Source organism: Tomitella gaofuii (genome assembly GCF_014126825.1).
In the GTDB taxonomy this organism is placed as follows: Bacteria; Actinomycetota; Actinomycetes; order Mycobacteriales; family Mycobacteriaceae; genus Tomitella; species Tomitella gaofuii.
Window position 1 is genome coordinate 2043521 of sequence record NZ_CP059900.1, and the last position, 20973, is coordinate 2064493.

General features: G+C 71.2%; 17 protein-coding genes and 1 pseudogene. 3 read left to right on the forward strand and 15 right to left on the reverse strand.

Annotated elements, in window-relative coordinates; all coding sequences use genetic code 11:
* The first annotated feature begins 277 nt into the window (after positions 1-277).
* Both H4F70_RS09570 and gcvP read left to right on the forward strand, forming a co-directional pair.
* Positions 278-826, forward strand: coding sequence for a MerR family transcriptional regulator (locus H4F70_RS09570; RefSeq protein WP_235681527.1), 549 nt, complete (start codon positions 278-280; stop codon positions 824-826).
* Between the two features lie 23 nt (positions 827-849).
* Positions 850-3770: pseudogene (gene gcvP / locus H4F70_RS09575) on the forward strand (aminomethyl-transferring glycine dehydrogenase).
* Positions 3771-3815: 45 nt separating this feature from the next.
* Here gcvP and H4F70_RS09580 read toward each other — a convergent pair.
* The 7 genes from H4F70_RS09580 to H4F70_RS09610 form a co-directional block, all read right to left on the reverse strand.
* Positions 3816-5630, reverse strand: a complete 1815-nt coding sequence (locus H4F70_RS09580) for a substrate-binding domain-containing protein (RefSeq protein ID WP_182359957.1) — start codon at positions 5628-5630, stop codon at positions 3816-3818.
* Positions 5631-5773: 143 nt separating this feature from the next.
* The gene (locus tag H4F70_RS09585) at positions 5774-6874 is read right to left on the reverse strand and encodes a hemolysin family protein (RefSeq protein ID WP_182347409.1); all 1101 of its coding nucleotides are present in this window, start codon (positions 6872-6874) and stop codon (positions 5774-5776) included.
* The gene (locus H4F70_RS09590; RefSeq protein ID WP_182359958.1) at positions 6871-8319 is read right to left on the reverse strand and encodes a hemolysin family protein; all 1449 of its coding nucleotides are present in this window, start codon (positions 8317-8319) and stop codon (positions 6871-6873) included. The genes H4F70_RS09585 and H4F70_RS09590 overlap by 4 nt, the downstream gene beginning before the upstream one ends.
* Positions 8320-8671: 352 nt before the next feature.
* Entirely contained in the window at positions 8672-10087 is a 1416-nt protein-coding gene (locus H4F70_RS09595) for a GuaB1 family IMP dehydrogenase-related protein (RefSeq protein WP_182360305.1), read from the reverse strand.
* Between the two features lie 104 nt (positions 10088-10191).
* On the reverse strand, positions 10192-11694 hold the full coding sequence (gndA, locus tag H4F70_RS09600; protein WP_182359959.1) for an NADP-dependent phosphogluconate dehydrogenase: 1503 nt from the start codon (positions 11692-11694) through the stop codon (positions 10192-10194).
* 154 nt (positions 11695-11848) lie between these two features.
* A complete protein-coding gene (locus H4F70_RS09605) occupies positions 11849-12811 on the reverse strand; it encodes a M56 family metallopeptidase (protein ID WP_182347412.1) in 963 nt (320 codons plus the stop codon).
* Positions 12812-12834: 23 nt separating this feature from the next.
* Positions 12835-13227 carry a BlaI/MecI/CopY family transcriptional regulator gene (locus tag H4F70_RS09610; RefSeq protein ID WP_182347413.1) on the reverse strand — a complete coding sequence of 131 codons (393 nt, stop codon included), beginning with the start codon at positions 13225-13227 and terminating at the stop codon, positions 12835-12837.
* A gap of 272 nt (positions 13228-13499) precedes the next feature.
* Here H4F70_RS09610 and H4F70_RS09615 point away from each other — a divergent pair, with 272 nt between their 5' ends.
* On the forward strand, positions 13500-13892 hold the full coding sequence (locus H4F70_RS09615) for a PaaI family thioesterase (RefSeq protein WP_182347551.1): 393 nt from the start codon (positions 13500-13502) through the stop codon (positions 13890-13892).
* Positions 13893-13949: 57 nt separating this feature from the next.
* On the opposite strand, the gene H4F70_RS09620 is transcribed toward H4F70_RS09615, so the two are convergent.
* The 8 genes from H4F70_RS09620 to H4F70_RS09655 all read right to left on the reverse strand — a co-directional run bounded on the left by H4F70_RS09620 (position 13950) and on the right by H4F70_RS09655 (position 20877).
* Positions 13950-15470 (reverse strand): NAD(P)/FAD-dependent oxidoreductase, encoded by a 1521-nt coding sequence (locus tag H4F70_RS09620; RefSeq protein ID WP_182359960.1) that lies wholly within the window; start codon positions 15468-15470, stop codon positions 13950-13952.
* Positions 15471-15649: 179 nt separating this feature from the next.
* Positions 15650-16204 (reverse strand): Clp protease N-terminal domain-containing protein, encoded by a 555-nt coding sequence (locus tag H4F70_RS09625; protein ID WP_182359961.1) that lies wholly within the window; start codon positions 16202-16204, stop codon positions 15650-15652.
* 59 nt (positions 16205-16263) lie between these two features.
* A complete protein-coding gene (locus tag H4F70_RS09630; RefSeq protein WP_182360306.1) occupies positions 16264-17799 on the reverse strand; it encodes a polyamine aminopropyltransferase in 1536 nt (511 codons plus the stop codon).
* Between the two features lie 160 nt (positions 17800-17959).
* Positions 17960-18415 (reverse strand): DUF350 domain-containing protein, encoded by a 456-nt coding sequence (locus tag H4F70_RS09635; protein WP_182359962.1) that lies wholly within the window; start codon positions 18413-18415, stop codon positions 17960-17962.
* Between the two features lie 79 nt (positions 18416-18494).
* Positions 18495-18923, reverse strand: coding sequence for a DUF4247 domain-containing protein (locus tag H4F70_RS09640; RefSeq protein WP_182359963.1), 429 nt, complete (start codon positions 18921-18923; stop codon positions 18495-18497).
* Positions 18920-19423, reverse strand: coding sequence for a DUF2617 family protein (locus tag H4F70_RS09645; protein ID WP_182359964.1), 504 nt, complete (start codon positions 19421-19423; stop codon positions 18920-18922). Before H4F70_RS09645 ends, H4F70_RS09640 begins: the two co-directional genes overlap by 4 nt.
* A gap of 9 nt (positions 19424-19432) precedes the next feature.
* Positions 19433-20059: a DUF4178 domain-containing protein gene (locus H4F70_RS09650; RefSeq protein ID WP_182347419.1), complete on the reverse strand. Its 627-nt coding sequence runs from the start codon at positions 20057-20059 to the stop codon at positions 19433-19435.
* Positions 20060-20604: 545 nt separating this feature from the next.
* Positions 20605-20877, reverse strand: coding sequence for a hypothetical protein (locus H4F70_RS09655; RefSeq protein WP_182359965.1), 273 nt, complete (start codon positions 20875-20877; stop codon positions 20605-20607).
* Between the last annotated feature and the right edge of the window lie 96 nt (positions 20878-20973).

Below are 20973 nucleotides of genomic sequence, written 5' to 3' on the forward strand. Positions count from 1 at the left end.
GCTCAATCTCAAGTAGAGGTTTAGGGTGTGTCGCGTTGAATCGGCCCCGCGATCCCCATAGCGTTCACTACGTCGAACCACAGCGGAGTGGTTCCGGTCAGGCGTAAGCTGTACGCGCCTGAGGTATCGGCGCGAGCGCGTTGCCGCAGGCGGTGGCGAGAGGGAGTGTCCAGTGGGCCAGAATCCTGAGAACCCTGCAGAGCAGAACCTCCAGCGGGGCCTCCCCGGTGCGGACGCAGTCCCGCAGGAGACGACTTCGCAGGAGGCGGCGCCGACGGTGTCGCCCGGCCCGGAGACGGCTCTGCCGCAACCGGAGATCGCAGACGAGTTGGTCGGCTACCGCGGGCCCACCGCGTGCCAGATCGCCGGCATCACCTACCGGCAGATCGACTACTGGGCGCGTACCTCGCTCGTCGTCCCGTCGATCCGCAGTGCGGCAGGGTCCGGGAGTCAGCGCCTGTATTCGTTCAAGGACATCCTCGTCCTCAAGATCGTCAAGCGGCTGCTCGACACCGGGATCTCACTGCAGAACATCCGCGTGGCCGTCGACCACCTGCGTGGTCGCGGGGTCGACGACCTCGCGGAGATCACGCTGTTCTCGGACGGCGTGTCGGTGTATGAATGCACGTCCGCGGAAGAGGTCGTCGACTTGCTCCAGGGCGGCCAGGGCGTGTTCGGCATCGCCGTCAGCGGCGCGATGAAGGAACTCTCCGGGTCCATCGCGGACTTCCCCGCGGAGACGGCCGTCGACGGCCACGCGATCGACACCCCGGAGGACGAGCTGGCAGGACGCCGGAAGGCCCGGGCGAAACGGCGCATCGGATAGCCTGCCCGCCCTACGATGCGGGTATGGAGCAGAGGTTCACCGGACAGAACGCCGCCGACGGCTTCGCGGATCTTCCGTGGGACTTCGCCGGGCGGCACATCGGCGCAGATTCCGGGGAGACGGCGCACATGCTCGCCCGCATCGGTGCCGGCGACGCCGATGCGTTGATCGCGAAGGCACTGCCCCGCGCGGTGCGGGACGATCCGGATGACGACGGCGCCTCGCGGTTGCCCGCGGGGTGCGGCGAAGGCGAGATGCTCGACGAGTTGCGGGGGATCGCCGCCCAGAACAGCGCGCACACCTCGATGATCGGGTTGGGATACTACGGCACCGTCACCCCGGCGGTGCTGCGCCGCGGGATCCTGGAGAACCCGGCCTGGTATACCGCGTACACCCCCTACCAGCCCGAGATCAGCCAAGGTCGGCTCGAGGCGCTGCTGAACTTCCAGACGATGGTCGCGGAGCTGACCGGCATGGACATCGCGGGGGCGTCCATGCTCGACGAGGCGACGGCCGCCGCCGAGGCGATGACGCTCATGGTCCGCGCGCGCCGCGGCGGCCCCGGCACGGTGATCGTCGCCGATACGGACCTGTTCCCCCAGACCGCGGCGGTGCTCGCTACGCGCGCGGCGCCGCTGGGCATCCACATCGTGCGGGCGGACCTGCGCCGCGACGGCGTCCCCGACTGCGCGCCGGCGGGCGTGATCGTGCAGACTCCGGGCGCCTCCGGCGTGCTCACGGACCTGGCGCCGCTCGTCGACGCGGCGCACGCGCGCGGCGCGCTCGTGGCGGTGGGGGCGGACCTGCTGGCCATGACGCTGGTGCGGCCGCCGGGCGAGGACGGTGCGGACGTGTGCTTCGGCACCACCCAGCGCTTCGGTGTGCCGATGGGTTTCGGCGGCCCGCACGCCGGGTACATCGCCGTGCGCGAGGAGCACGTGCGCCGGCTGCCCGGCCGCCTGGTGGGCGTCTCGCACGACGTGGACGGTGCGCCCGCCTACCGGCTGGCATTGCAGACGCGCGAGCAGCACATCCGCCGCGAGAAGGCCACGAGCAACATCTGCACGGCCCAGGTGCTGCCGGCGGTGCTGGCGTCGATGTATGCCTGCTACCACGGGGCCGAGGGGCTCACCGCGATCGCGAAGCGTGTCGCAGAGCGGGCGGAGGTGCTCTCAACGGTGTGGGCATGATCGATGTGGAGGTGGTGCACCGGCGGTTCTTCGACACGGTGCTCGCCCGTGTGCCGGGTGATGCCGCTCGCGTGGTCGAGAGGGCGCGGGACGACGCGGGCATCAACCTGCGCCTGGTCGACGCCGACCACGTGGCTGTGAGCTGCGACGAGACCACCACCGACGCACAGGTGAACGCAGTGATCGACGCTTTCGCCGGCGAAGAGGTGCCCTGGTACTGCCCGCTCAGCGACTATCGACTGGCAGGGGTGCCGCCCCGCACGTCGCAGTTCCTGCGGCACGAGGCGTTCACCCGGTACCGCACGGAGACCGCGATGATGCGGTATCTGCGGCAGCTCGCGGACAAGGACATCGCCCTGGACCGGAGCATGATCCCGCTCGGGTCGTGCACGATGAAGCTCAACGCCGCCGCCGAGATGGAGCCGATCACCTGGCCGCAGTTCGCCGGCACCCACCCGTTCGCCCCGCCGGACCAGGCCCGCGGGACGCTCCGGCTGATCGCGGACCTGGAGACGTGGCTCGCCGCGATCACCGGTTACGCCGCGGTGAGCGTGCAACCGAACGCCGGCAGCCAGGGGGAGCTTGCGGGCCTGCTCGCCATCGCCGCCTACCACCGCGGCAATGGGCAGGCGCAGAGGACGGTGTGCCTCATCCCGTCCAGCGCGCACGGCACCAATGCGGCGTCCGCGGTGCTGGCCGGGCTGCGGGTGGTCGTAGTGGCGTGCGACGATGCCGGCAACATCGACGTGGCCGACCTGCAGAGCCTGCTCGCCGAGCACGGCGACACCGTGGCCGCGCTGATGCTCACCTATCCGTCCACCCACGGCGTCTACGAGCAGTCGGTGGGCGAGGTGTGCGCCGCGGTGCACGACGCCGGCGGGCAGGTGTACATCGACGGGGCCAACCTCAACGCGCTGGTGGGGCTGGCCCGGCCCGGGCGGTTCGGCGGCGACGTCAGCCACGTCAACCTGCACAAGACGTTCTGCATTCCGCACGGCGGGGGCGGTCCCGGGGTGGGGCCGATCGGTGTCCGCGAGCACCTGGTGGAGCACCTTCCCGGGCATCCGATGGCGCCACAGGCGCCGGGGTCGCGTGGCGGCTCGGCGGTGTCCGCCGCGCCCTACGGGTCCGCGTCGATCCTGCCGATCAGCTGGGCGTACATCCGGATGCTCGGCGCAGAGGGCCTCCGCCGGGCCACGGCGGCGGCGGTGGTCGCAGCCAATTACATCGCTGTGCGGCTGCGCGAGCACTATCCGGTGCTGTACACGGGGGCGGGCGGACTCGTCGCGCACGAGTGCGTGCTGGATCTGCGTGCGATCACCCGGGACGCGGGCGTGACCGTCGAGGACGTGGCCAAACGGCTGGCCGACTACGGCCTGCACGCGCCCACCATGAGTTTTCCGGTGGCCGGCACGCTCATGGTGGAGCCCACGGAAAGCGAGAACCTCGAGGCGCTCGACGAGTTCTGCGATGCGATGATCGCGATCCGGCGCGAGGTGGGCCGCGTCGCGGCGGGGGAGTGGCCGGCGGACGACAATCCGCTGCGCGGTGCCCCGCATACGGCGGAATGCCTGGTGGGCGAGTGGGCGCACCCGTACACCCGGGCCGAGGCGGTGTTCCCGTGGGGGACGGCGTCGCGGCGGCCCAAGATCTGGCCGGCCGTCCGCCGCATCGACTCCGCCTACGGCGACCGCAACCTCGCCTGCGCATGCCCGCCGATGGAGGACATCGCGGAGTCGCGCGACGGGGCCTGAACCGACCGCACCGGCCACGTCCGGGCGATCAGCGCAGCAGAGCTATCAGCGCAGCAGGGTGTCGACGGCGCCGCCGAAGTCGGGCCCGGCGGACGACTGCACTTCGGTGACGGTGCCGCCGGTGGCCGCCGCGACCGACCGCAGCGAATCGATGTCCTCGTTGGGTCCGATGACGATGACGTCGATGCGCACCGGCCGGGCCGGGTCGCCCGCCCGCGCGATCGCGTCGAGCAGCGCCTGCGTGCTCTTGAACGACTGGTCGTCGTTGGGTCCGTCGGTGATGAGCAGCACCGAGTTGACCGTGCCGTCGACGTAACCCTGCACCGCCGACGCATAGGCCGCCTGCAGGGAACGGTAGGTGTGTGTCGCGGCGCGCGGCCTGGCAGCATCGAGCCCGGTGATGAGCGCCTGGCGCCGCGGCGCGCCGCCGACCTCGTCGCTCAGCGTCCCCGTCGGCACGATCACCCGATAGGGGCCGGAATCGCCGAGGCCCGAACTGTACGCCCACAGGCCCACGCGGTCGGAGTCCGGGAGCGCGCCCAGGCGCCGGTCGAGGGCGGCGGTGACGTTGGCCAGGCGGGGTGCGCCGCCCTCGGCCACACCCATCGAGCCCGAGACGTCCAACAGGATGGTGGTCGCGCCGCCGGAAGAGGTTGCGGGGGCGGCGGGTTCGGCGGGGGCGCCGACAGCGGCGCCGAGCGCCGCCAACGCGTCGTCCGCGGGGCCAGGGAGCACCTGGGCCGGCGGGGCGCCGGTGAGGACGCCGGCGCTGTCGGCGGGGGCGGCGGCATCCGGGGCTCCGATGACGAGGAAGCCGTTCTGGGTGAAGCGCGAGGCCTGCTCGGGCCCGGCGAGGTAATTGAGGAAGTCCGATGCCGCGGCGGAGACGGCCCGCTCGTCGACCGCTTTCCCTTCCACGGCCGGTGCGTCCGTGTCTGCGGCGGTGGCCCCTCCGGTATCGGGGGCGGGGCGCAGCAGCACTGCCGGGTAATCGACGACGGGGGTGGGTCCGGCGGGACGCACGGCGGCCATGGGAGCCCCGGCCGAGTCCGCATTGAACCGGTAGAGCTGCTCGGCAGTGGTGGGCACCGCCCGCACGCCCTGCGGCGCGTCGCCCTGCTGGAGCGCGGCGAGCACATCGGCCGCCGTGGCGGCACGCTCACCCGGGGCGTCGCCGACGAGAGCGGCGACCGCGGCCCGCCCTTGCGACCCGGTGACCGCCTGCCCGGTGAGCGCGGTGCCGGTGGGATCGGGGCCGGCGTCGGCGATGGCCGCGGCGAGGGCGAGGCCGGTGACGGCTGCGGAATCGGAGCCGGCGGGCATCGCAAGGCCGAGCGTCCCTGCCGACTGGCGCGCAGGCAGGTCTTTCCAGGCCAGTCCCTGCAGCGTCGCCGCGGCGGCCTGCGGTGCCGCGAGCACGACGGGCGAAGCGGCCAGGGAGACCGGATTGCCGTCGATCCGTTCCGGCGACGCGGAGCGCAGCGCGGCGACGTCGGCCGCGGACTGCGGCACCCACAGCGCCGGACCGCCGCCGCCGGCGGCGATCTCCTGGCGCGCCGCGGCCCCGTCCGACTTGTGGACCTTCACCGACACGCAGTGGTCGCGGACGACGGGGTGCGCCGAGGAGTACGACTGCGCGAGATCCGTGAGAACCGGGGCGATCGACGGTGCCGCGGCGACCGACACCGTGACGTCCCCGTTCACGCACGAGGCGGCGGCACGGTCGTCGACATCGCCGGCATGGTCGCGCAGTGCCAGCCAGCCGATCACGATCGCGACGACGACGAGGACCGCGACGACGGCGAGGGTCAGTCCACGGCTGATGCGGCGGTTGCCGGAAGCGCTGCGATGTCGGCCCACGTGACTCCTGATCGTTCCTCGTGCCCCCCGCTCGGATCTCCCCGCACGCCGAGTCTAAGGCGCGGGACCCGCCGGGGCGTGGCGGCGCACCGGTACGGGCCGGGCCGGTGCGCACCGGCCCGGCCCCGCGCCGGCGTGGTGCGTTACGCCGGATTCTCGGGCAGCGGAGGCTCATACCGGTGCGTGGCGTCGCGGACGGTGCCGACGAACTCCTCGGCGAGGTCCTCCATCGCGACGATCCCCACCATCCGCACCGGGCCGGAGTCGCCGACCCGGCGTGTCACCGCGCCCAGGTGGCTGTGCGTGCGTCGCAGCAGCGTCAGCGCCTGATCGAGCGGCAGATCATGCGGAACCCGCGGGAGCGGGCGCACCTCGGAGACCGGGATGTGCGTCGACGGCGTGGTCGACTGATCCAGCATCAAGTCCAGGATGTCCTTGACGTGCAGGTATCCGGCGAGCCTGCCGCCCTCGGCCCGCACGGGATAGCGCGAGAACCCCGTCGCGGTGACCGCGTCCTCCACCGACCCGAGCGTGGGTCCCCCCGGCGCCATCGGCACCGTGCGCACCTGCGCGGCGGGGATCATCACCTGGCCGACGGTCTTGTCGATGGTCGTCAGCGCGCGGGTCAGCCGACGGTGCTCCTCGGCGTCGAGGAGGCCCTCCAGGCGGGACTCGCCGATGATCTCCGAGAGCTCCATCATCGACACGGTCGCGTCGAGCTCGTCCTTGGGGTGCACCCCGAACATGCGGAGCACCAGGTTGGCCGCGAGGTTGTAGAACCTGATCAGCGGGCTCATCACCTTCATGAACGCGAGGTGCGTGGGCACGAGGATCATGGCCATCCGTTCGGGGCCCGCGATGGCGATGTTCTTGGGGACCATCTCGCCGAACAGGATGTGCAGGAACGCGACGATGAGCAGGGCGATCACGAAGGCGATCGGATGCTGGATGTCGGCGGGGATCCCCATCGAATCCATGGGGCGTTCGAGGATGTGGGCGACGGCGGGCTCCGCGATCCGGCCGAGCAGGATCGAGCAGATCGTGATGCCCAACTGCGCGCCGGCCAACATCATCGACAGGTGCTCGCTCGCGTGGATGACGGTCTTCGCGCGCCGGCGCCCCTGGGAGGCCAGCGATTCGAGCCGGTCGCGCCGGGCCGAGATGATGGAGAACTCGGCGCCGACGAAGAACGCGTTGCCGGCCAACAGCACGAGCATCAGCAGCAGTGACCACAGATCGGTCATCGGTCGCCCCTCCCGCCGCGTGCCGCGCCGTCCCCGGTGCCGGCCGGGCCGCCGGCGTCGACCGTGCCGTCGGACTCGTCGGCCGGCAGCTCGGTGCTCAGCGCGACCCTGTCGATACGGCGTCCGTCCATGCGGACCACCCGTGCGCGCCATACTTCGTGGTGGGCGCCCAGCTGGTCGCCCAGCGTCGGCTGCTCGTCGTCGAGTGTGGTGGCGATGGGCACCGTGATCTCCTCGCCCTCGGCCGGGATGTGTCCGAATTCGGTGAGCAGCAGGCCGGCCAGGGTTTCGTAGTCGCCCTCCGGCAGGGGCAGCCCGATGGCCGCGGACACTTCGTCGATGCGCAGCAGCCCGGAGCACAGCCAGCCGTCCGCGGTGGGCTGCACGTCGGCGAGCGTCGCGTCATGCTCGTCGCGGACGTCGCCCAGGATCTCCTCGACGAGGTCCTCCATCGAGATCATCCCGGCGGTGCCGCCGTACTCGTCGACCACCAAGGCCACCTGCATCCCGTGGGCGCGGACCCGCTCCATGACGGCGTCGCCGTCGAGGCTGGCGGGCACGCTCGGCACGGTGCGTGCGATATCGCCCACGCTCCTGCTCGCGCGCGATTCCGCCGTCATGCCGAAGGCCTGCTTGATGTGGACGACGCCGATGGTCGCGTCCAGGTCGCCGTCAGTCACAGGGAAGCGGGAGTAGCCCGTGCGCGCGGCGAGTTCGACCAAGTCGGTGACGGTGTCGGTGCGGTCGAGCGACTCGATCCGCACGCGCGGCGTCATGAGCTCGTCCGCGGTGCGTTCGCCGAAGTTCAAAGACCTGTCGACGAGCAATGCCGTGCCCGGGGCGAGGGAACCCTGCTTGGCGGAGTTGCGCACCAGCGAGCCGAGTTCGTCGGGGGAGCGGGCCGAGCGGAGTTCGTCGGCGGGCTCGATCCCCAGCCGGCGGACAATGGCGTTCGCCGTCCCGTTGAGGGCGTTGAGCGCCCACTTGCCGGCCAGCGAGAACCCCGCCTGCAGTGGAGCCGTGGCACGCGCGACCGACAGGGGATGCGCGATGGCGAGGTTCTTCGGCACCAGCTCGCCGAGGATCATCGACAGGGACGTGGCGATGATCAGTGCGAGCGCGAGGGCGATCCAGTCGGCCGTCGAATCGGACAGGCCGGCCGATACGAGGGGGCCGTGGAACAGCGACGAGAACACGGGTTCGGCGATGAAGCCGGTGAGCAGCGTGGTGATGGTGATGCCCAGCTGGGCGCCGGACAACTGGAACGAGAGTGTGCGGTGCGCGTGCTGGACGATCCGCGCGCGGCGGTCACCGTCGCGGGCGTGGGAATCGACTGTGCTCTTCTCGAGCGCCGTCAAGGAGAACTCGGCGGCGACGAACACGGCGGTGCCGAGCGTCAGCGCGAAGAAGCCGACGAGGCTGAGGATGGTGATGGCGATGTTCATCAGGCGCGCCGCCCCGGCATCTCACCCGGTGCGGGCCGGTGCCGTCCCGCACTGCGCTGCGGCGCGGCGGTGGCCCTGCCCCGTAGGTGATGGTGGCGCCGAGGCGGCCACGGAGAAGGCGGATGGTCGTAGGGTCTGTGCGGGGGTGCCGTGGGCACCGGTACCTCGCTTTCGGCAGTGGACCGGGGACCGCAAGGCGGATCCGGACGGTCCCGTGATGGTGGGCGCCGCCGGCAACTGTGCTGCTCGGCGGCGGCGGACGGGCGTCCGGCCCGTTCCGTGCCCTGCAGTTTACCGGCTGAGGGCGGCGTGCGTCGTGAGTGTCGTCACCGGTCCGCGGCGCCGGCGCGCGTCACCAGCCGGAATCGAGCGGCCGGCCCTCGGCGAAGCCGGCCGCGGACTGGATGCCGAGCACGGCCTTGTCGTGCAACTCGGCCGTCGACCGGGCGCCGGAGTAGGTGCACGTGCTCCGCACGCCGGCGCAGATGTGGTCGACCAGGTCCTCCACACCGGGGCGCTGCGGGTCCAGCCGCATGCGTGAGGTGGAGATGCCCTCCTCGAACTGGGCCTTGAGTGCACGGTCGAATGCGTCGCGGCTGCGCGTGCGGGCCTCGACGGCCCGCTTGGACGCCATGCCGAAGCTCTCCTTGTAGGGCGTACCGTCGGCGTCGTAGCGCAGGTCGCCCGGGGATTCGTGGGTGCCCGCGAACCAGGAGCCGATCATCACGTTCGACGCGCCCGCGGCGAGCGCCAGCGCCACGTCGCGGGGATGGCGGATGCCGCCGTCCGCCCACACGCGCCCGCCCGCACTGCGCGCGGCCGCCGCGCATTCGAGCACGGCGGAGAACTGCGGCCGGCCCACGCCGGTCATCATCCGCGTCGTGCACATCGCACCCGGGCCGACGCCCACCTTGACGATGTCGGCCCCCGCGGCGAGCAGGTCGCGGGTGGCCTCTGCGCTCACCACGTTTCCGGCCACCACCGGCAGGTCCGGAGCGGCGGCACGGACCGCGCGGACGGCGCCGATCATCTTGTCCTGGTGCCCGTGCGCCGTGTCGACCACGAGGACGTCGACCTCCGCGTCGGCCAGGGCCCGCGCCGTGGCTTCCGCGTCGCCGTTGATGCCGATGGCCGCGGCGACGCGCAGGCGCCCGCGATCGTCGAGCGCGGGCGTGTAGAGCTCCGAGCGCACCGCGCCGGCGCGGGTGAGCACACCGGCGAGGAGCCCCTCGCCGTCGACGAGCACGGCGAGCTCCTCCCGGGCGGTGGTGAGCCTGTCGAAAACCTCCCGCGGCGGCGTTCCCGCGGGCACGGTGACGAAATCCGCGGACGTCACGGCGCCGACCCGGCTGAAGCGGTCGACGTCCGCGCAGTCGGCGGGGGTGACGGTGCCGATGGGCCGACCCTGGTCGACCACGACCGCGGCGCCGTGCGAACGCTTGGGGATGAGCACCACCGCGTCGGCGACCGAGTCGTCGGGGGAGAGCGTCACCGGCGTCTCATGCACGGGGTGGCGGGACTTGACGTCCAGGACGGTGGCGCGGAGGGCATCCAACGGCAGGTCCTGGGGCAGTACGACCAGCCCGCCGCGGCGCGCGAGCGTCTCCGCCATCCGCCGCCCGGACACGGCCGTCATGTTCGCGGCGACGAGCGGGATGGTCGTGCCGGACCCGTCGTCGCCGGCCAGATCGACGTCGAAACGCGAGGCGACTCCGGACCGGGCGGGCACCAGGAACACGTCGTCGTAGGTGAGTTCATACGGCGGCATCACGTCGGGTAGGCGCACGTGGCTCACCCTACGCACGGCGGCGGCCCCGCGCCGAGGAGCGTTCCTCGGCGCGGGGCCGGCCGGAGATGTCCGGGCGGGGGCCGTCAGGCCTCCACCTCGGCGCCGCCCTCGCTCCACAGGATGTGGAACTTCTTGCCCTCCGGCGCGTCGACGCGCTCGTAGGTGTGGGCGCCGAAGTAGTCGCGCTGCCCCTGGGTGAGGGCGGCGGGAAGGCGCTCGGCGCGCAGCCCGTCGTAGTACGCGAGCGAGGAGGAGAACCCCGGCGTGGGCACGCCCAGCCGCACGGCGGTCGCTACGACGCGCCGCCAGCTGTCGAGCCCCTCCTCGATGGCGCTGCGGAAGAACGGGTCCAGGACCAGGCTGGGCAGGTCCGGATCGGAGGTGTAGGCCTCGCGGATGCGGTCGAGGAACCGGGCGCGGATGATGCACCCACCGCGCCAGATGGTGGCCAGGTCGACGGGCTTGACTCCCCAGCCGTGCTCGTCGCTGCCGGCCTTGATCTCGTCGAAGCCCTGCGCGTAGGCGATCACCTTGGACGCGTACAGCGCGCGGCGGATGTCCTCGATGAACTCCGCCTCGCCGCGGCCCGCCAGGGCGTCCGCCACAGTGGGCAGGGTGCCGCCGGCGAGCCCCTTGGTGGCGGCGCGCTGGGCGCGGGCTCCGGAGAGTGCGCGGGCGAACACGGCCTCGGCGATGCCCGTGACGGGCACCCCCAGATCGAGTGCGGCCTTGACCGTCCAGCGGCCGGTGCCCTTCTGCTCGGCGGCGTCGACGATGACGTCCACCAGCGGTGCACCCGTCCGGGGGTCGGCCTTGTCGAGCACCTCGGCGGTGATCTCCACCAGGTAGCTCTCCAGCTCGGTGCCGTTCCAATCGCGGAACACCTGCGCGATGCGGCCTGCGTCGAATCCGAGCACGCGGCGCATGAGGTCGTAGGCCTCGCCGATGAGCTGCATGTCCGAGTACTCAATCCCGTTGTGCACCATCTTGACGAAGTGGCCCGAGCCGTCAGGGCCGATATGGGTGCAGCACGGGGTCCCGTCGACCTGCGCCGCGATCGACTCGAGAAGCGGGCCCAGCGACTTGTACGACTCGACCGAGCCGCCGGGCATGATCGACGGTCCCTCGAGCGCGCCCACCTCGCCGCCGGACACGCCCGCCCCCACGAAGTGCAGTCCGCGCTCGCGTAGCGCGTGCTCGCGGCGGATCGTGTCGGTGAACAGTGCGTTGCCGCCGTCGATGATGATGTCGCCCGGCTCCATCGCCGCAGCCAGCTGCTCGATCACCTGGTCGGTGGGCTCGCCGGCCTTCACCATGATCAGCGCGCGGCGCGGCTTCTGCAGCGCGGCGACGAACTCTTCGATCGACTCGGTGCGGACGAAGTCGCCCTCGGCGCCGTGCTCGGCGATGAGGCGGTCGGTCTTGTCCGCGTGCCGGTTGTGCAATGCGACGGTGTGTCCGTGCCGCGCCAGGTTGCGGGCCAGGTTGGAGCCCATCACCGCGAGGCCGGTCACGCCGATCTGGGCGCGGCCGACGCCGGACTGGTCGGAGGAGTCTGCCGGAGAGTTCGCCGTAGAAGAGGTCATGGATGCCAGTTTTCCTTGTTGCCGTCGGGAGTCCAAACACGATCCCGGAGATCCGACGCGAACGCGCCGGCGAATGCAATGGACCGGGATCGTGACGCGGGGGCAACGCTACTCCGCCGGGGCCCGTCGGCAGGGGAACCCGGTGCGGGAGTCCTCAGTGGAGAGGCGACAGGGGGCCCATGAGCTTGTGCAGCTCGGTGAGCCAGGGGATCGCCACGGCGAGTGTGGGTACCACCAGCACCGCTGCGGCGGTGAAGTAGACCAGTGCGGCGAGACGACGATCGTTGTCGCGGTGCAGCCGGGTGACCCGGACCAGCGTGCCGGGCCCGCCGAGCGCCAGCGCGCCGGCCGGCGCCTCCGCGCCTGCGCAGGCGACCAGTGCGCGCGCGAGCGGCGTGGGGCCGGCGGTGCGGCGCGCGGAATCGTCGGCGAGCATCTCGACGAGCAACTGGACGGAATCGAGGGCGGAGCCGCTGCGCACGAAGCGGGGGAACGCCGCGTAGACAGCGGTGAACGCCTCCAACACCAGGTCGTGCCGGGCGCGCAGGTGTGCGCGCTCGTGGGTGAGGACCGCGCGGATCTCGGCGTCGTCCAGTGTGTCGAGCACGCCTTCCGACATGACGATGCGTCGCCGCAGGCCGGGGAGGCAGTACGCCAAAGGCCGGGGGCTGCTGAGCACGCGCAGCGCCGCCGACGAGGGCCGGTGCGCCAAGTCCGGCGAGCAGTCGAGAAGGTCGACGAGCATCCGGTGGCGCGCGCGGCGCCGCCGGGTGTGGAAGCCCACGCGGGTGACGGCGAAGATCAGCCGGGCGCCGATGATGAGCGTCGCGGCGAGGACGGCGACGTACAACGCCCACAGCGGCCAGCCGAGGACGTCGATCTCGTCGAGCGGGGCGGTGGTGGGGCGGCCGTCGGGGCCCGGCACCAGCAGGCGGCTGGCGATGGCGATGCCCGCGCTGAAGGCGGACAGGACGGCCGCGAGCGCCACCGCCTGCCACAGCACCAGCGCCGCGCGCGGTGCGCGGTGCGTCCATGCGGCCCTGCTCAGCAAGGCGGGGATCGGGCCGGCCAGAGCGAGGGCCAGGATCCCGAAAATCAGCGCGGACACGGGGTTCATAGTGCCTCAGCAGGCAGCCGGGCTCAAGGGCGCGTCCGGTTGCGGTCCTCCGCGTTCTCGAGCGCGTCGAGGGCCTCGCGCAGCGCATGCGCCTCGTCGGGCGTCACCTGCTGGACGAAATGCACCAGTGCGCCCACCCGCTCGCCGGATTCGGTGCCGTTGGACAGGGCGTCGACCATGAGCCCGGCGACCAGTTCATCCCGGCTGTGCACCGGCGCGTACCGGTGCGCGCGGTCGCTACGGTGCTGGGTGACCAGTCCCTTCTTGGCCAGGCGCTGCAGCACGGTCATCACAGTGGTGTAGGCGAGGTCGCGGTGGGAGGCGAGGTCGGCGTGCACCTGACGGACGGTCTGCGGCGCGTCCGCAGCCCACAGGTGATCCATCACTGCCTTTTCAAGCTCTCCGAGTCCGGCCATGGTGAGAGTCTAACCGGGTATCCGACGTGGCGTGGTACTACCTGGAGTCGTACGAGACGGGGCCTGCGCCTCGTGGGGAACCGGCGGCTCCCCGCGAGGCCGTGTGGAAGGATTGGGCGCGGCCGGAAACCCGGCCGCGCCGGGGTGCGGGCACGGGCCCGCGCAATCGATCACGAGCGGATGGAGCGGCTGTGTCCCAAGGAACGACGACGGCGGCGGACGCGTCTACCGCAGCGGAACACCGCGGGCCGACCCTCGAAGAAGTGCAGGCCATGGCGGGCGTCGGGTTCCACAAGGCGTTCGGGCTGCGCTTTCTGGAGGCCTCGGGCGACCGCATCCGCGTGGAGTGGGACGCCGCACCGGAACTGCACCAGCCGTACGGAATCGTCCACGGCGGAGTCTACTGTTCCGTGATCGAGTCGATCGCCAGCCTCGGCGCCGCGCTGTGGCTGGGGGAGCGCGGCAACGTGGTCGGTGTGAACAACAACACGAACTTTCTGCGCGCGGTGCGCACAGGCCGACTCGAGGCGGTGGCCGAGCCGCAGCACCGGGGGCGGCTGCAGCAACTCTGGCGCGTGGCGATCACCGACGAGGACGGCCGGCTGGTGGCCGAGGGGCAGGTACGGCTGCAGAACGTCGAGAACGCCGAGCGCCTGGGCAACTGAGCGCCTGGGAAGCCGAGCGCCCTCCGGGCGGGGGGCCTCCGGCCGAGCCCGGCCCGCTCAGCCGGCGGCCTCGGTGGGGTTCGCGTCGGGTGCGTCGGCAGAGCGTTCGGCGGCGGAGTTCGTATCGACAGTGTCCTTCTCGGCAGAGCCGCGGGTGCCGTTGCGTGCGCGTTCGAGCGCGAGCACCCGCTCCGCCTCCTCCTGCGCGAGCTTCTTCGCCGCGTCCACGTCGAGGACCGCGTACTTGCCGTTGCCCAGCTGTCCCAGGGCGGAGCGGGCGAGCACCTGCTGCACGGTGATGGTCATCTGTCCTCGGCCGCGGCCGAAGAACGTGGTGGCCCACGACAGCAGCGTCGTCAACCGGCTCTTGAAGCCCACCAGGTACATCAGGTGGATGACGAGCCAGATTATCCACGCGATGAACCCGGTGAGCTCGAGCCGTCCCACCTTGGCGACGGCGCTGAACCGCGAGATCGTCGCCATGCTGCCCTTGTCCCAGTATTTGAACGGCTTGCGCTCGTGGTGCGGGCGGCCACCGGCCTCCGCCGCGATGTTCTTGGCCACGTAGGTGCCGCCCTGCATGGCCACCTGTGCGAGCCCGGGCAGGTTGTCGAGCGCCATCATGTCGCCGATGACGAACACGTTCGGGTGCCCTGGAAGGCTCAGATCCGGGTTGACGTGCACGCGGCCCGCCCGGTCGAGCTCGGCATGCGACTGCTCGGCGAGGATGCCGCCGAGCTTGCTCGCCTGCACGCCCGCCGACCACACCTTGCACTGGCAGCGGATGAGTTTCTCGCTGCCGTCCTTCTTTTTGATGGTGATGCCGTCCCGGTCGACGTCGGTGACCATGGCGCCGGTGTGGATTTCGACGCCCATCGTGGTCAGCCGCTTGGCCGTGCTGGCGCTGAGCTTGCCGCCGTACACCGGAAGCACGTCGTCCGCCCCGTCGAGGAGGATGATGCGGGCATCGCGCGAATCGATGTTGCGGAAGCTGCCGTGGAGTGTGCGGTGCGCGAGCTCGGCGATCTGGCCCACCAGCTCGACGCCCGTGGGGCCCGCGCCGACGACGACGAACGTCATGAGCCGCTCGCGCTCGTAGTCGTCCGTGCAGATCTCCGCCTGCTCGAACGAGCCGAGGATCCGGCCGCGCAGCTCCAGGGCGTCGTCGATGGTCTTCATACCCGGCGCGTACTCGGCGAAGTGGTCGTTGCCGAAGTACGACTGCTTGGCGCCCGCAGCGACGATGAGGCTGTCGAACGGCGTGACCCGCGTGATCGCCATGGCTTCCGAGGTGACCGTTCTGGCGTCGAGGTCGATGTCCGTCACCGAGCCCAGCAGGATCTCGGCGTTGTCCTGCTTGCGCAGCACCAGGCGGGTGGACGGGGCGATCTCGCCCTCGGACAGGATCCCGGTGGCCACCTGGTAGAGCAGCGGCTGGAACAGGTGGTGGGTGGTCTTGGCGATCAGGGTGACGTCGACGTCGGCGCGTTTGAGCGCCTGCGTGCTGAACAGCCCGCCGAAGCCGGATCCGATGACGACCACCCGGTGGCGCTGGGGCGTTCCCGTCTCGCTGGTCATGACGCACTCCTCAAGCGGATCCGAAGTTCCGTGGACGGCAGGTCACCGTCAACCCTAGTGATCCGGCCTGCGTCCGTCGCGGCGAGCAGCAAATCCGGCCGGAAACCGCGCGCCGCCGCGGCCGCGAGTCGCCGGCGTGCCGCAAAGGAGGATGCCGTTGCGAGGAGATGATCGGCGGCTCAGGCGAACTCGCGGCCGGTGTCGCGCGGCCGAGGGGGCGTGGCGGCGTACGTCGCGCACACGAACCGGACCGCCGCGGACACGTCCAGTCCGAGGCCGGTGAGCTCGTCGGCGAGCGCGTGCGGCGCGGTGAGCGCGATGAGCAGGTGGCCGGTGCCCACAGCGCGATGCCGGCGGCGCGCCGCGTCGGAGCGGGCCTCGGCGAGGACCACGTCGATGGCGGTCAGGGGCCCGTCCGCGCGCTCGACGCGGTCCGGGGGCGGCAGCGTGAGTGCGGCCACGCGCATGCGTGCACGGCCGAGTCGGAGCCCTTGGTCGGTGAAGGCCCGGGTGGCTGTGGAACCGGTCTCCGCGAGGATGGCGAGCATCAGGTGCGCCGCGGTGACGGAGGCATGGCGATCGGATTCCGGGCCCGCTTGTTGCGCGGACGGGCGGGACACCGCCTGGGCGGCGACGAGGGCGTCGTGGGTGCCCTGTGTGTACGGCATCGCGGGGCCCGAGTCCGCCGGGCGGGCGGCGGACCTGTCGATCAGCGGCGGCCGATTGTCGGTCACGGCTTCAGCCTATCCGGGTCGCCGCGTCCGTGCCCGGATGAGCGCGGCCCGTGTCACGGTCAGCGGTAGCCGTGGCGCATGTCCTCGACCACGCGGGGATGGGCCAGCGTCGACGGCTCGAGGTTGCGCGGTCCCATGTCGTCGGGGAAGACCACCGCGGCGTCGAGCACCTGCTGGTCGAGGAACCGGAGTTCCGGGAGCCGCGGGGGCAGCGTCGCGGCGGGGGGAGCGTCGCCGTGGGCGGCGAGTGTGAAGCCCCAGCCGCCGAAGGTGGGGACGTAGACGTGGAACGGGGTGACCGCGAGCCCGGCCGCACGCACGGAGGAGACCGTGCGCCAGTAGGCGTCGGTGGTGAAGTACGGGCTTCCCGATTGCACCACCATGCGGCCGTCCGGGGCCAGCACGCGGGCGGCGAGGCCGTAGAACTCCGTCGAGTAGAGCCGTCCCAACTGCGGCGTGTCGGGGTCGGGCAGGTCGATGAGCACCGCATCGAAACCGCCGTCGGGGATCTCCGGATGATCCTGGCGCAGCCATGACATCGCGTCGTCGACGATCACGTGCACCCGGGGGTCGTCGAGGGAATCGTCATTGATGCCGCTGAGGGTGGTGCGGGCGAGCTCCAGCACCTCGGGGTCCAGCTCCACCTGCACGATGTGCTCCACCGTGGGCACGCGCAACAGTTCGCGCGCAGCCAGCCCGTCGCCGCCGCCGAGGATCAGCACGGAGCGTGTGTCGGCCTGCAGCGCCGGGTACACCAGGCTCTCGGTGTAGCGGTACTCGTCGCGCGTGGAGAATTGCAGCCCGCCGTCCAGGTAGAGGCGGGTGTCGTTACCCCGCTGCGTCACCACGATCTCCTGGTAGTCGGAGCGCTCGTAGGCGATGATCGGATCGGCGTAGAGGGCCTGGCGTGCGGTGGTCTCGATGTGGCGGGAGCCCACCAGCAGCGTGACGAGTGCGGCGGCGGCCGCGGCGAGCAGCAGCAACGACAACATGAGCGCGCGCCGCGACAGCAGGTGCCGCAGCAGGAACAGCGCCAGTATCGCCGCCGCGACGAGGTTGACCATGCCGGTGACGGCGGCGCCGCGGATCATGCCGAGCGCCGGCAGCAGGATGAACGGCCAGGCGAGGCCGCCGAGCAGCGCCCCGAGGTAGTCCGCCGCGTTGAGGTTGGCGAGGATCCGGCCGGAGTCGGTGGCCTCGGCCGTGCGCCCCTGCTGGAGCAGCGTCATGAGCAGCGGCACCTCGGCGCCGACGAGCGACCCGATGAGCGCGGTCGCCAGCACCAGCACCCACACCGACGAGCCGTAGTAGGCGAAGGTCAGGTACAACGCCGTCGCGGAGAGCCCGCCGACCAGCGCCAGCACGGTCTCCACCGTGACGAAGGTGATGGCTGCACGGTGCAGGAGCGGCTTGACCAGCAGTGCCCCGGCACCGAGTGCGGCAACGTACCCGGCGACGATCAGCGAGGTGGCGACGATGCCGCCGCCGGCGAGGCTGGTCGACAGCGTGAGCAGGGCGAGCTCGTAGATCAGTCCGCAGGCCGCGCACGCCGCGACGGAGGCGAGCAGCAGCGCCCGCCACCGGCGCCGGAGCACGAACGGCGGCGCGCCGCCGTCGTCCCCGTCGTCGACGGGGCGCCCGGGTGCGGGGGTGTCGCCGGCGGCCGAATCGGTGGTCGTGCTCACGCGGTGCCGGTGCGATTCATGCGCTGATCCCGCAGCATGCGATGGCGCTGTGTCACGAGATGGTGCTGTGTCACGAGATGGCGGCGGCGTTCACGATGCCCACCGCGAACAGGGTCACCGCGACGGCGATGGCCGACGGGTGCAGGGTGGGGGACTTGATGAGGTCGCGGGCGCGGCCCGGGGCGGCGACCTCCAACACGATCAGTGTGGCCACCTGCAGCAGGACGCCGATCACGCCGTAGACGATGGTGTCGACGAGTCCCTGGGCGAGTCCCAGTGAACTGGCGAAGATGCTCGAGGCGACGACGATGGCGAGCGCGAGGTGCATGCCTACGGCGACCGCGACGGCATTGGGCCGGTGCTCCTGGAATACCTGCTTGCGCAGGTTGCCGGGGGTCAGCACGTCGACCAGGACGAAGCCGAGTCCCATTATCGCGACGCCGACGGCGAAGTACAGCACGATCGCCACGGCGTTCTGCCCGAGGCTGCTGCTGTGGAGCGTTCCGAATTCGACGGCCAGATTCATGAGGTGCTCCTCGCAGTGGTCGTGGCGTTGGTCGTGTCAGTCCGGTGCGGCGATGTGCGGTGCGACAGGGTTGTCCGGGTCATTTGGTTCCCCCCGGGCCGCCGCCGCTGCCCCCGGCGCCGCCGGACGGCGCGCCGGGGTAGAAGCCGGGGCCGAGGAAGATGAACGCGCCGCCGCGATAGCCGGAGTTGAGTCCCTCGACGTGGACCACGCACGGCTCCCCGCCGAGGGGGCCGACGGTGACGATGTCGTCGTCGTATCGCAGGTACTCGGTGCCGCGGTCCGCCTGGCGTGCCTGCGGGGCCTTGTATGCGGCGAGGTCGTCCGCCACCCTGGCGGGGTCGCCGGTGCAGCGGTAGTTCTTGCCGCCCGCGGCGATCTGCGCCCGCTGGTAGGTCTCGTCGATGTGCGATTCGATGTTCTTGGCGACGGCGACGGCCAGCAGCAGGCACACGACACCGCCGAAAGCGAGCAGGCCCGCGATGAGGTAGTGACGCCGGGGGCTCATGGCGTCCACCGGCTTTCGGTGCGGACCACGGTTCCGCGGCGGGGGCCGGGGTAGAGGTGCCAGGTGCGCCAGCTCCAACCGTCAGGCTCCGGAAGCGCCGAGAGGCTGGTCAGCGCGGAGTCGTCACCGGGGAAGCGGCCGGTGATCCAGCGATCGTCGGTCTCCGACCGGGCCTGCAGCAGGCCGGCCAGGCGCGCGATGGCCGCGCTGCTCAGCTCCCGCGTCCGCGCCTCGAGTCGATAGCCCCGGTCTTCGAAGCTGCGGGGGAGAGGAGTGCGTTGCGGGGTGGTGTTGCAGGAGATCTGTTCGGTGAAGCGCTGTGCATCCGAGTCGATCGTGACGACGTGCGAGGCGCCGAGTACGCCGAGGGTCAGTGTGCCCCCACGGGGGTGGGACAGCGTGAGCTCGGCGAGAGCCGGAGGAGCGGGGCGGCCCAGGATCAGGTTGAGCTCGCCCGCGTCCACATCGGTGGCCGGAACGGTGAGTACGTGGAAAGTCACCGGCTATGCTCAGGATCCCGCCGGCGGCGCCGGGTACACGGTGAGTTCGCCGGGCAGCAGCGCTCTGCCGACGGAGACCTCCCAGACCTGGCCGGGAGCCCAGCGCTCGAAGCCCACGAGGCTGTTGCCGTCGGCGGAGACGAAGTCGACGTAGTCCATCTCGCCGCCGGAGGGCAGGCCGGTGTTGCCCTCGGTGGTGTAGGAGGCGCGGCCGCGTTCGTCCTCGGTGTAATCGATGCCCTCGATCTGGACCGAGCCCTGGGGGGCGGACGACGGGCCGGGGCGCTTGTGCCACAGGGCCAATTCCAGTGTGCCGTCGTCCTCTTCGACGCTGAGCCACTTCGGCTCGCCCTCGCTGGCCAGCAGGTGCTCCCACCAGACGAAGGGGCCCTCGCGCAGCGTGAGCGTGCCACGGACGACGTAGTCCACGCCGAAGTAGGAGACGATGGCGCCGGGGCCGAGGGAACGCGGGCCGAAGGTCGAGGTGGGCGACGTCGCCGAACCCAACGGGTCGGTGCGCTGCGCCGGGGGCCGGTTTGCGGCCTCGGCCTGGCGTTTGGCGCGGAATCCCAGGTATGCGATGACGCCCGCTGCGATGATCAGGACGATCGCGATGAAGATGAGGAAGGAGGACAAGTGGTGCCTCTCGTCGCCAGGACAGGGAGCCGGTGCGACGACTGTAGCAAGGCGGTCTGGCGTGCCGCAGCGCTGGTGCGGTTGCGTGCGCAGAGACGGTAGCTGACGCAAAATGACATAATGTAGATTATCGGCGTTATGGTGACCTGGGCGGATAGAGGTGACTGGATCCGCCGCACGGCTATTCGTGGCGCCCGTGCGGCGCCAATCCCATCGCCTATGCGACGTGTGTTCCGGCTCGCGTCGTCGACGCAGGTTCCGCACGAGCTGACGTCGGCGCGTCCTCCGTCGGACCGATGCGCTGATGCGGCGGGTGCCTAACGCAAAAAGCTGATCTCATCCGTGTCGCCACAGTCCGCTGATTCGGCGCGTGGCGGGTGCGATATCCCTGACTGTCCACTCGCCACTCGTCGGCCAGCGCCGAAGCGCCTCGGCGTCCTGCCTTCAAAGCGTCACAGTGACGAAAATTGCTGTATTGGGCCCCCCGGCCCCCGCCCTGCCAGCTGTGCGCGTTGCTGCTCGTCGCTCCCGGACCGCGGGTGGCATCAGCGCAGCGTACTTGCGCGGGCTGCGATCAAGGTGAGCAGTCGATCGCGATTCCGTCTGTCGTCGTCCGAGTAGATCCTCGATCGCAGGAGCTCCTTCTGAGATCGGAACTCGTCGTCCTTCACTGCGTGGAAGCTGTGAGGTTCGACGGCGCACAGCATGTCGGAGTCTCCAGACCAGTCGAGGGTTCCTCGAAGCCCGGCCCGGATCGCCGGCGGGTGCCACGTCACATCGACCAGCAGCGGCCCGGACCAGTCGGTTTCCACAGTCAAGCACTCGTGCACTTCCAGCAACTCGCGGCCGGACGCCAGGAGGTCCGGCCACACTGATGGCGCCAGCGGCCCGACGACCATGATTCGGCTGACTCT

Excerpts from the sequence above, each read along its gene's own strand:
- gndA (WP_182359959.1), bottom strand. The coding sequence starts at position 11,694 with ATGACCTCTTCTACGGCGAACTCTCCGGCAGACTCCTCCGACCAGTCC.
- H4F70_RS09590 (WP_182359958.1), bottom strand. The coding sequence starts at position 8,319 with ATGAACATCGCCATCACCATCCTCAGCCTCGTCGGCTTCTTCGCGCTG.
- H4F70_RS09595 (WP_182360305.1), bottom strand. The coding sequence starts at position 10,087 with ATGCCGCCGTATGAACTCACCTACGACGACGTGTTCCTGGTGCCCGCC.
- H4F70_RS09615 (WP_182347551.1), top strand. The coding sequence starts at position 13,500 with ATGGCGGGCGTCGGGTTCCACAAGGCGTTCGGGCTGCGCTTTCTGGAG.
- H4F70_RS09620 (WP_182359960.1), bottom strand. The coding sequence starts at position 15,470 with ATGACCAGCGAGACGGGAACGCCCCAGCGCCACCGGGTGGTCGTCATC.
- H4F70_RS09585 (WP_182347409.1), bottom strand. The coding sequence starts at position 6,874 with ATGACCGATCTGTGGTCACTGCTGCTGATGCTCGTGCTGTTGGCCGGC.
- H4F70_RS09640 (WP_182359963.1), bottom strand. The coding sequence starts at position 18,923 with ATGAGCCCCCGGCGTCACTACCTCATCGCGGGCCTGCTCGCTTTCGGC.
- H4F70_RS09605 (WP_182347412.1), bottom strand. The coding sequence starts at position 12,811 with ATGAACCCCGTGTCCGCGCTGATTTTCGGGATCCTGGCCCTCGCTCTG.
- H4F70_RS09610 (WP_182347413.1), bottom strand. The coding sequence starts at position 13,227 with ATGGCCGGACTCGGAGAGCTTGAAAAGGCAGTGATGGATCACCTGTGG.
- H4F70_RS09635 (WP_182359962.1), bottom strand. The coding sequence starts at position 18,415 with ATGAATCTGGCCGTCGAATTCGGAACGCTCCACAGCAGCAGCCTCGGG.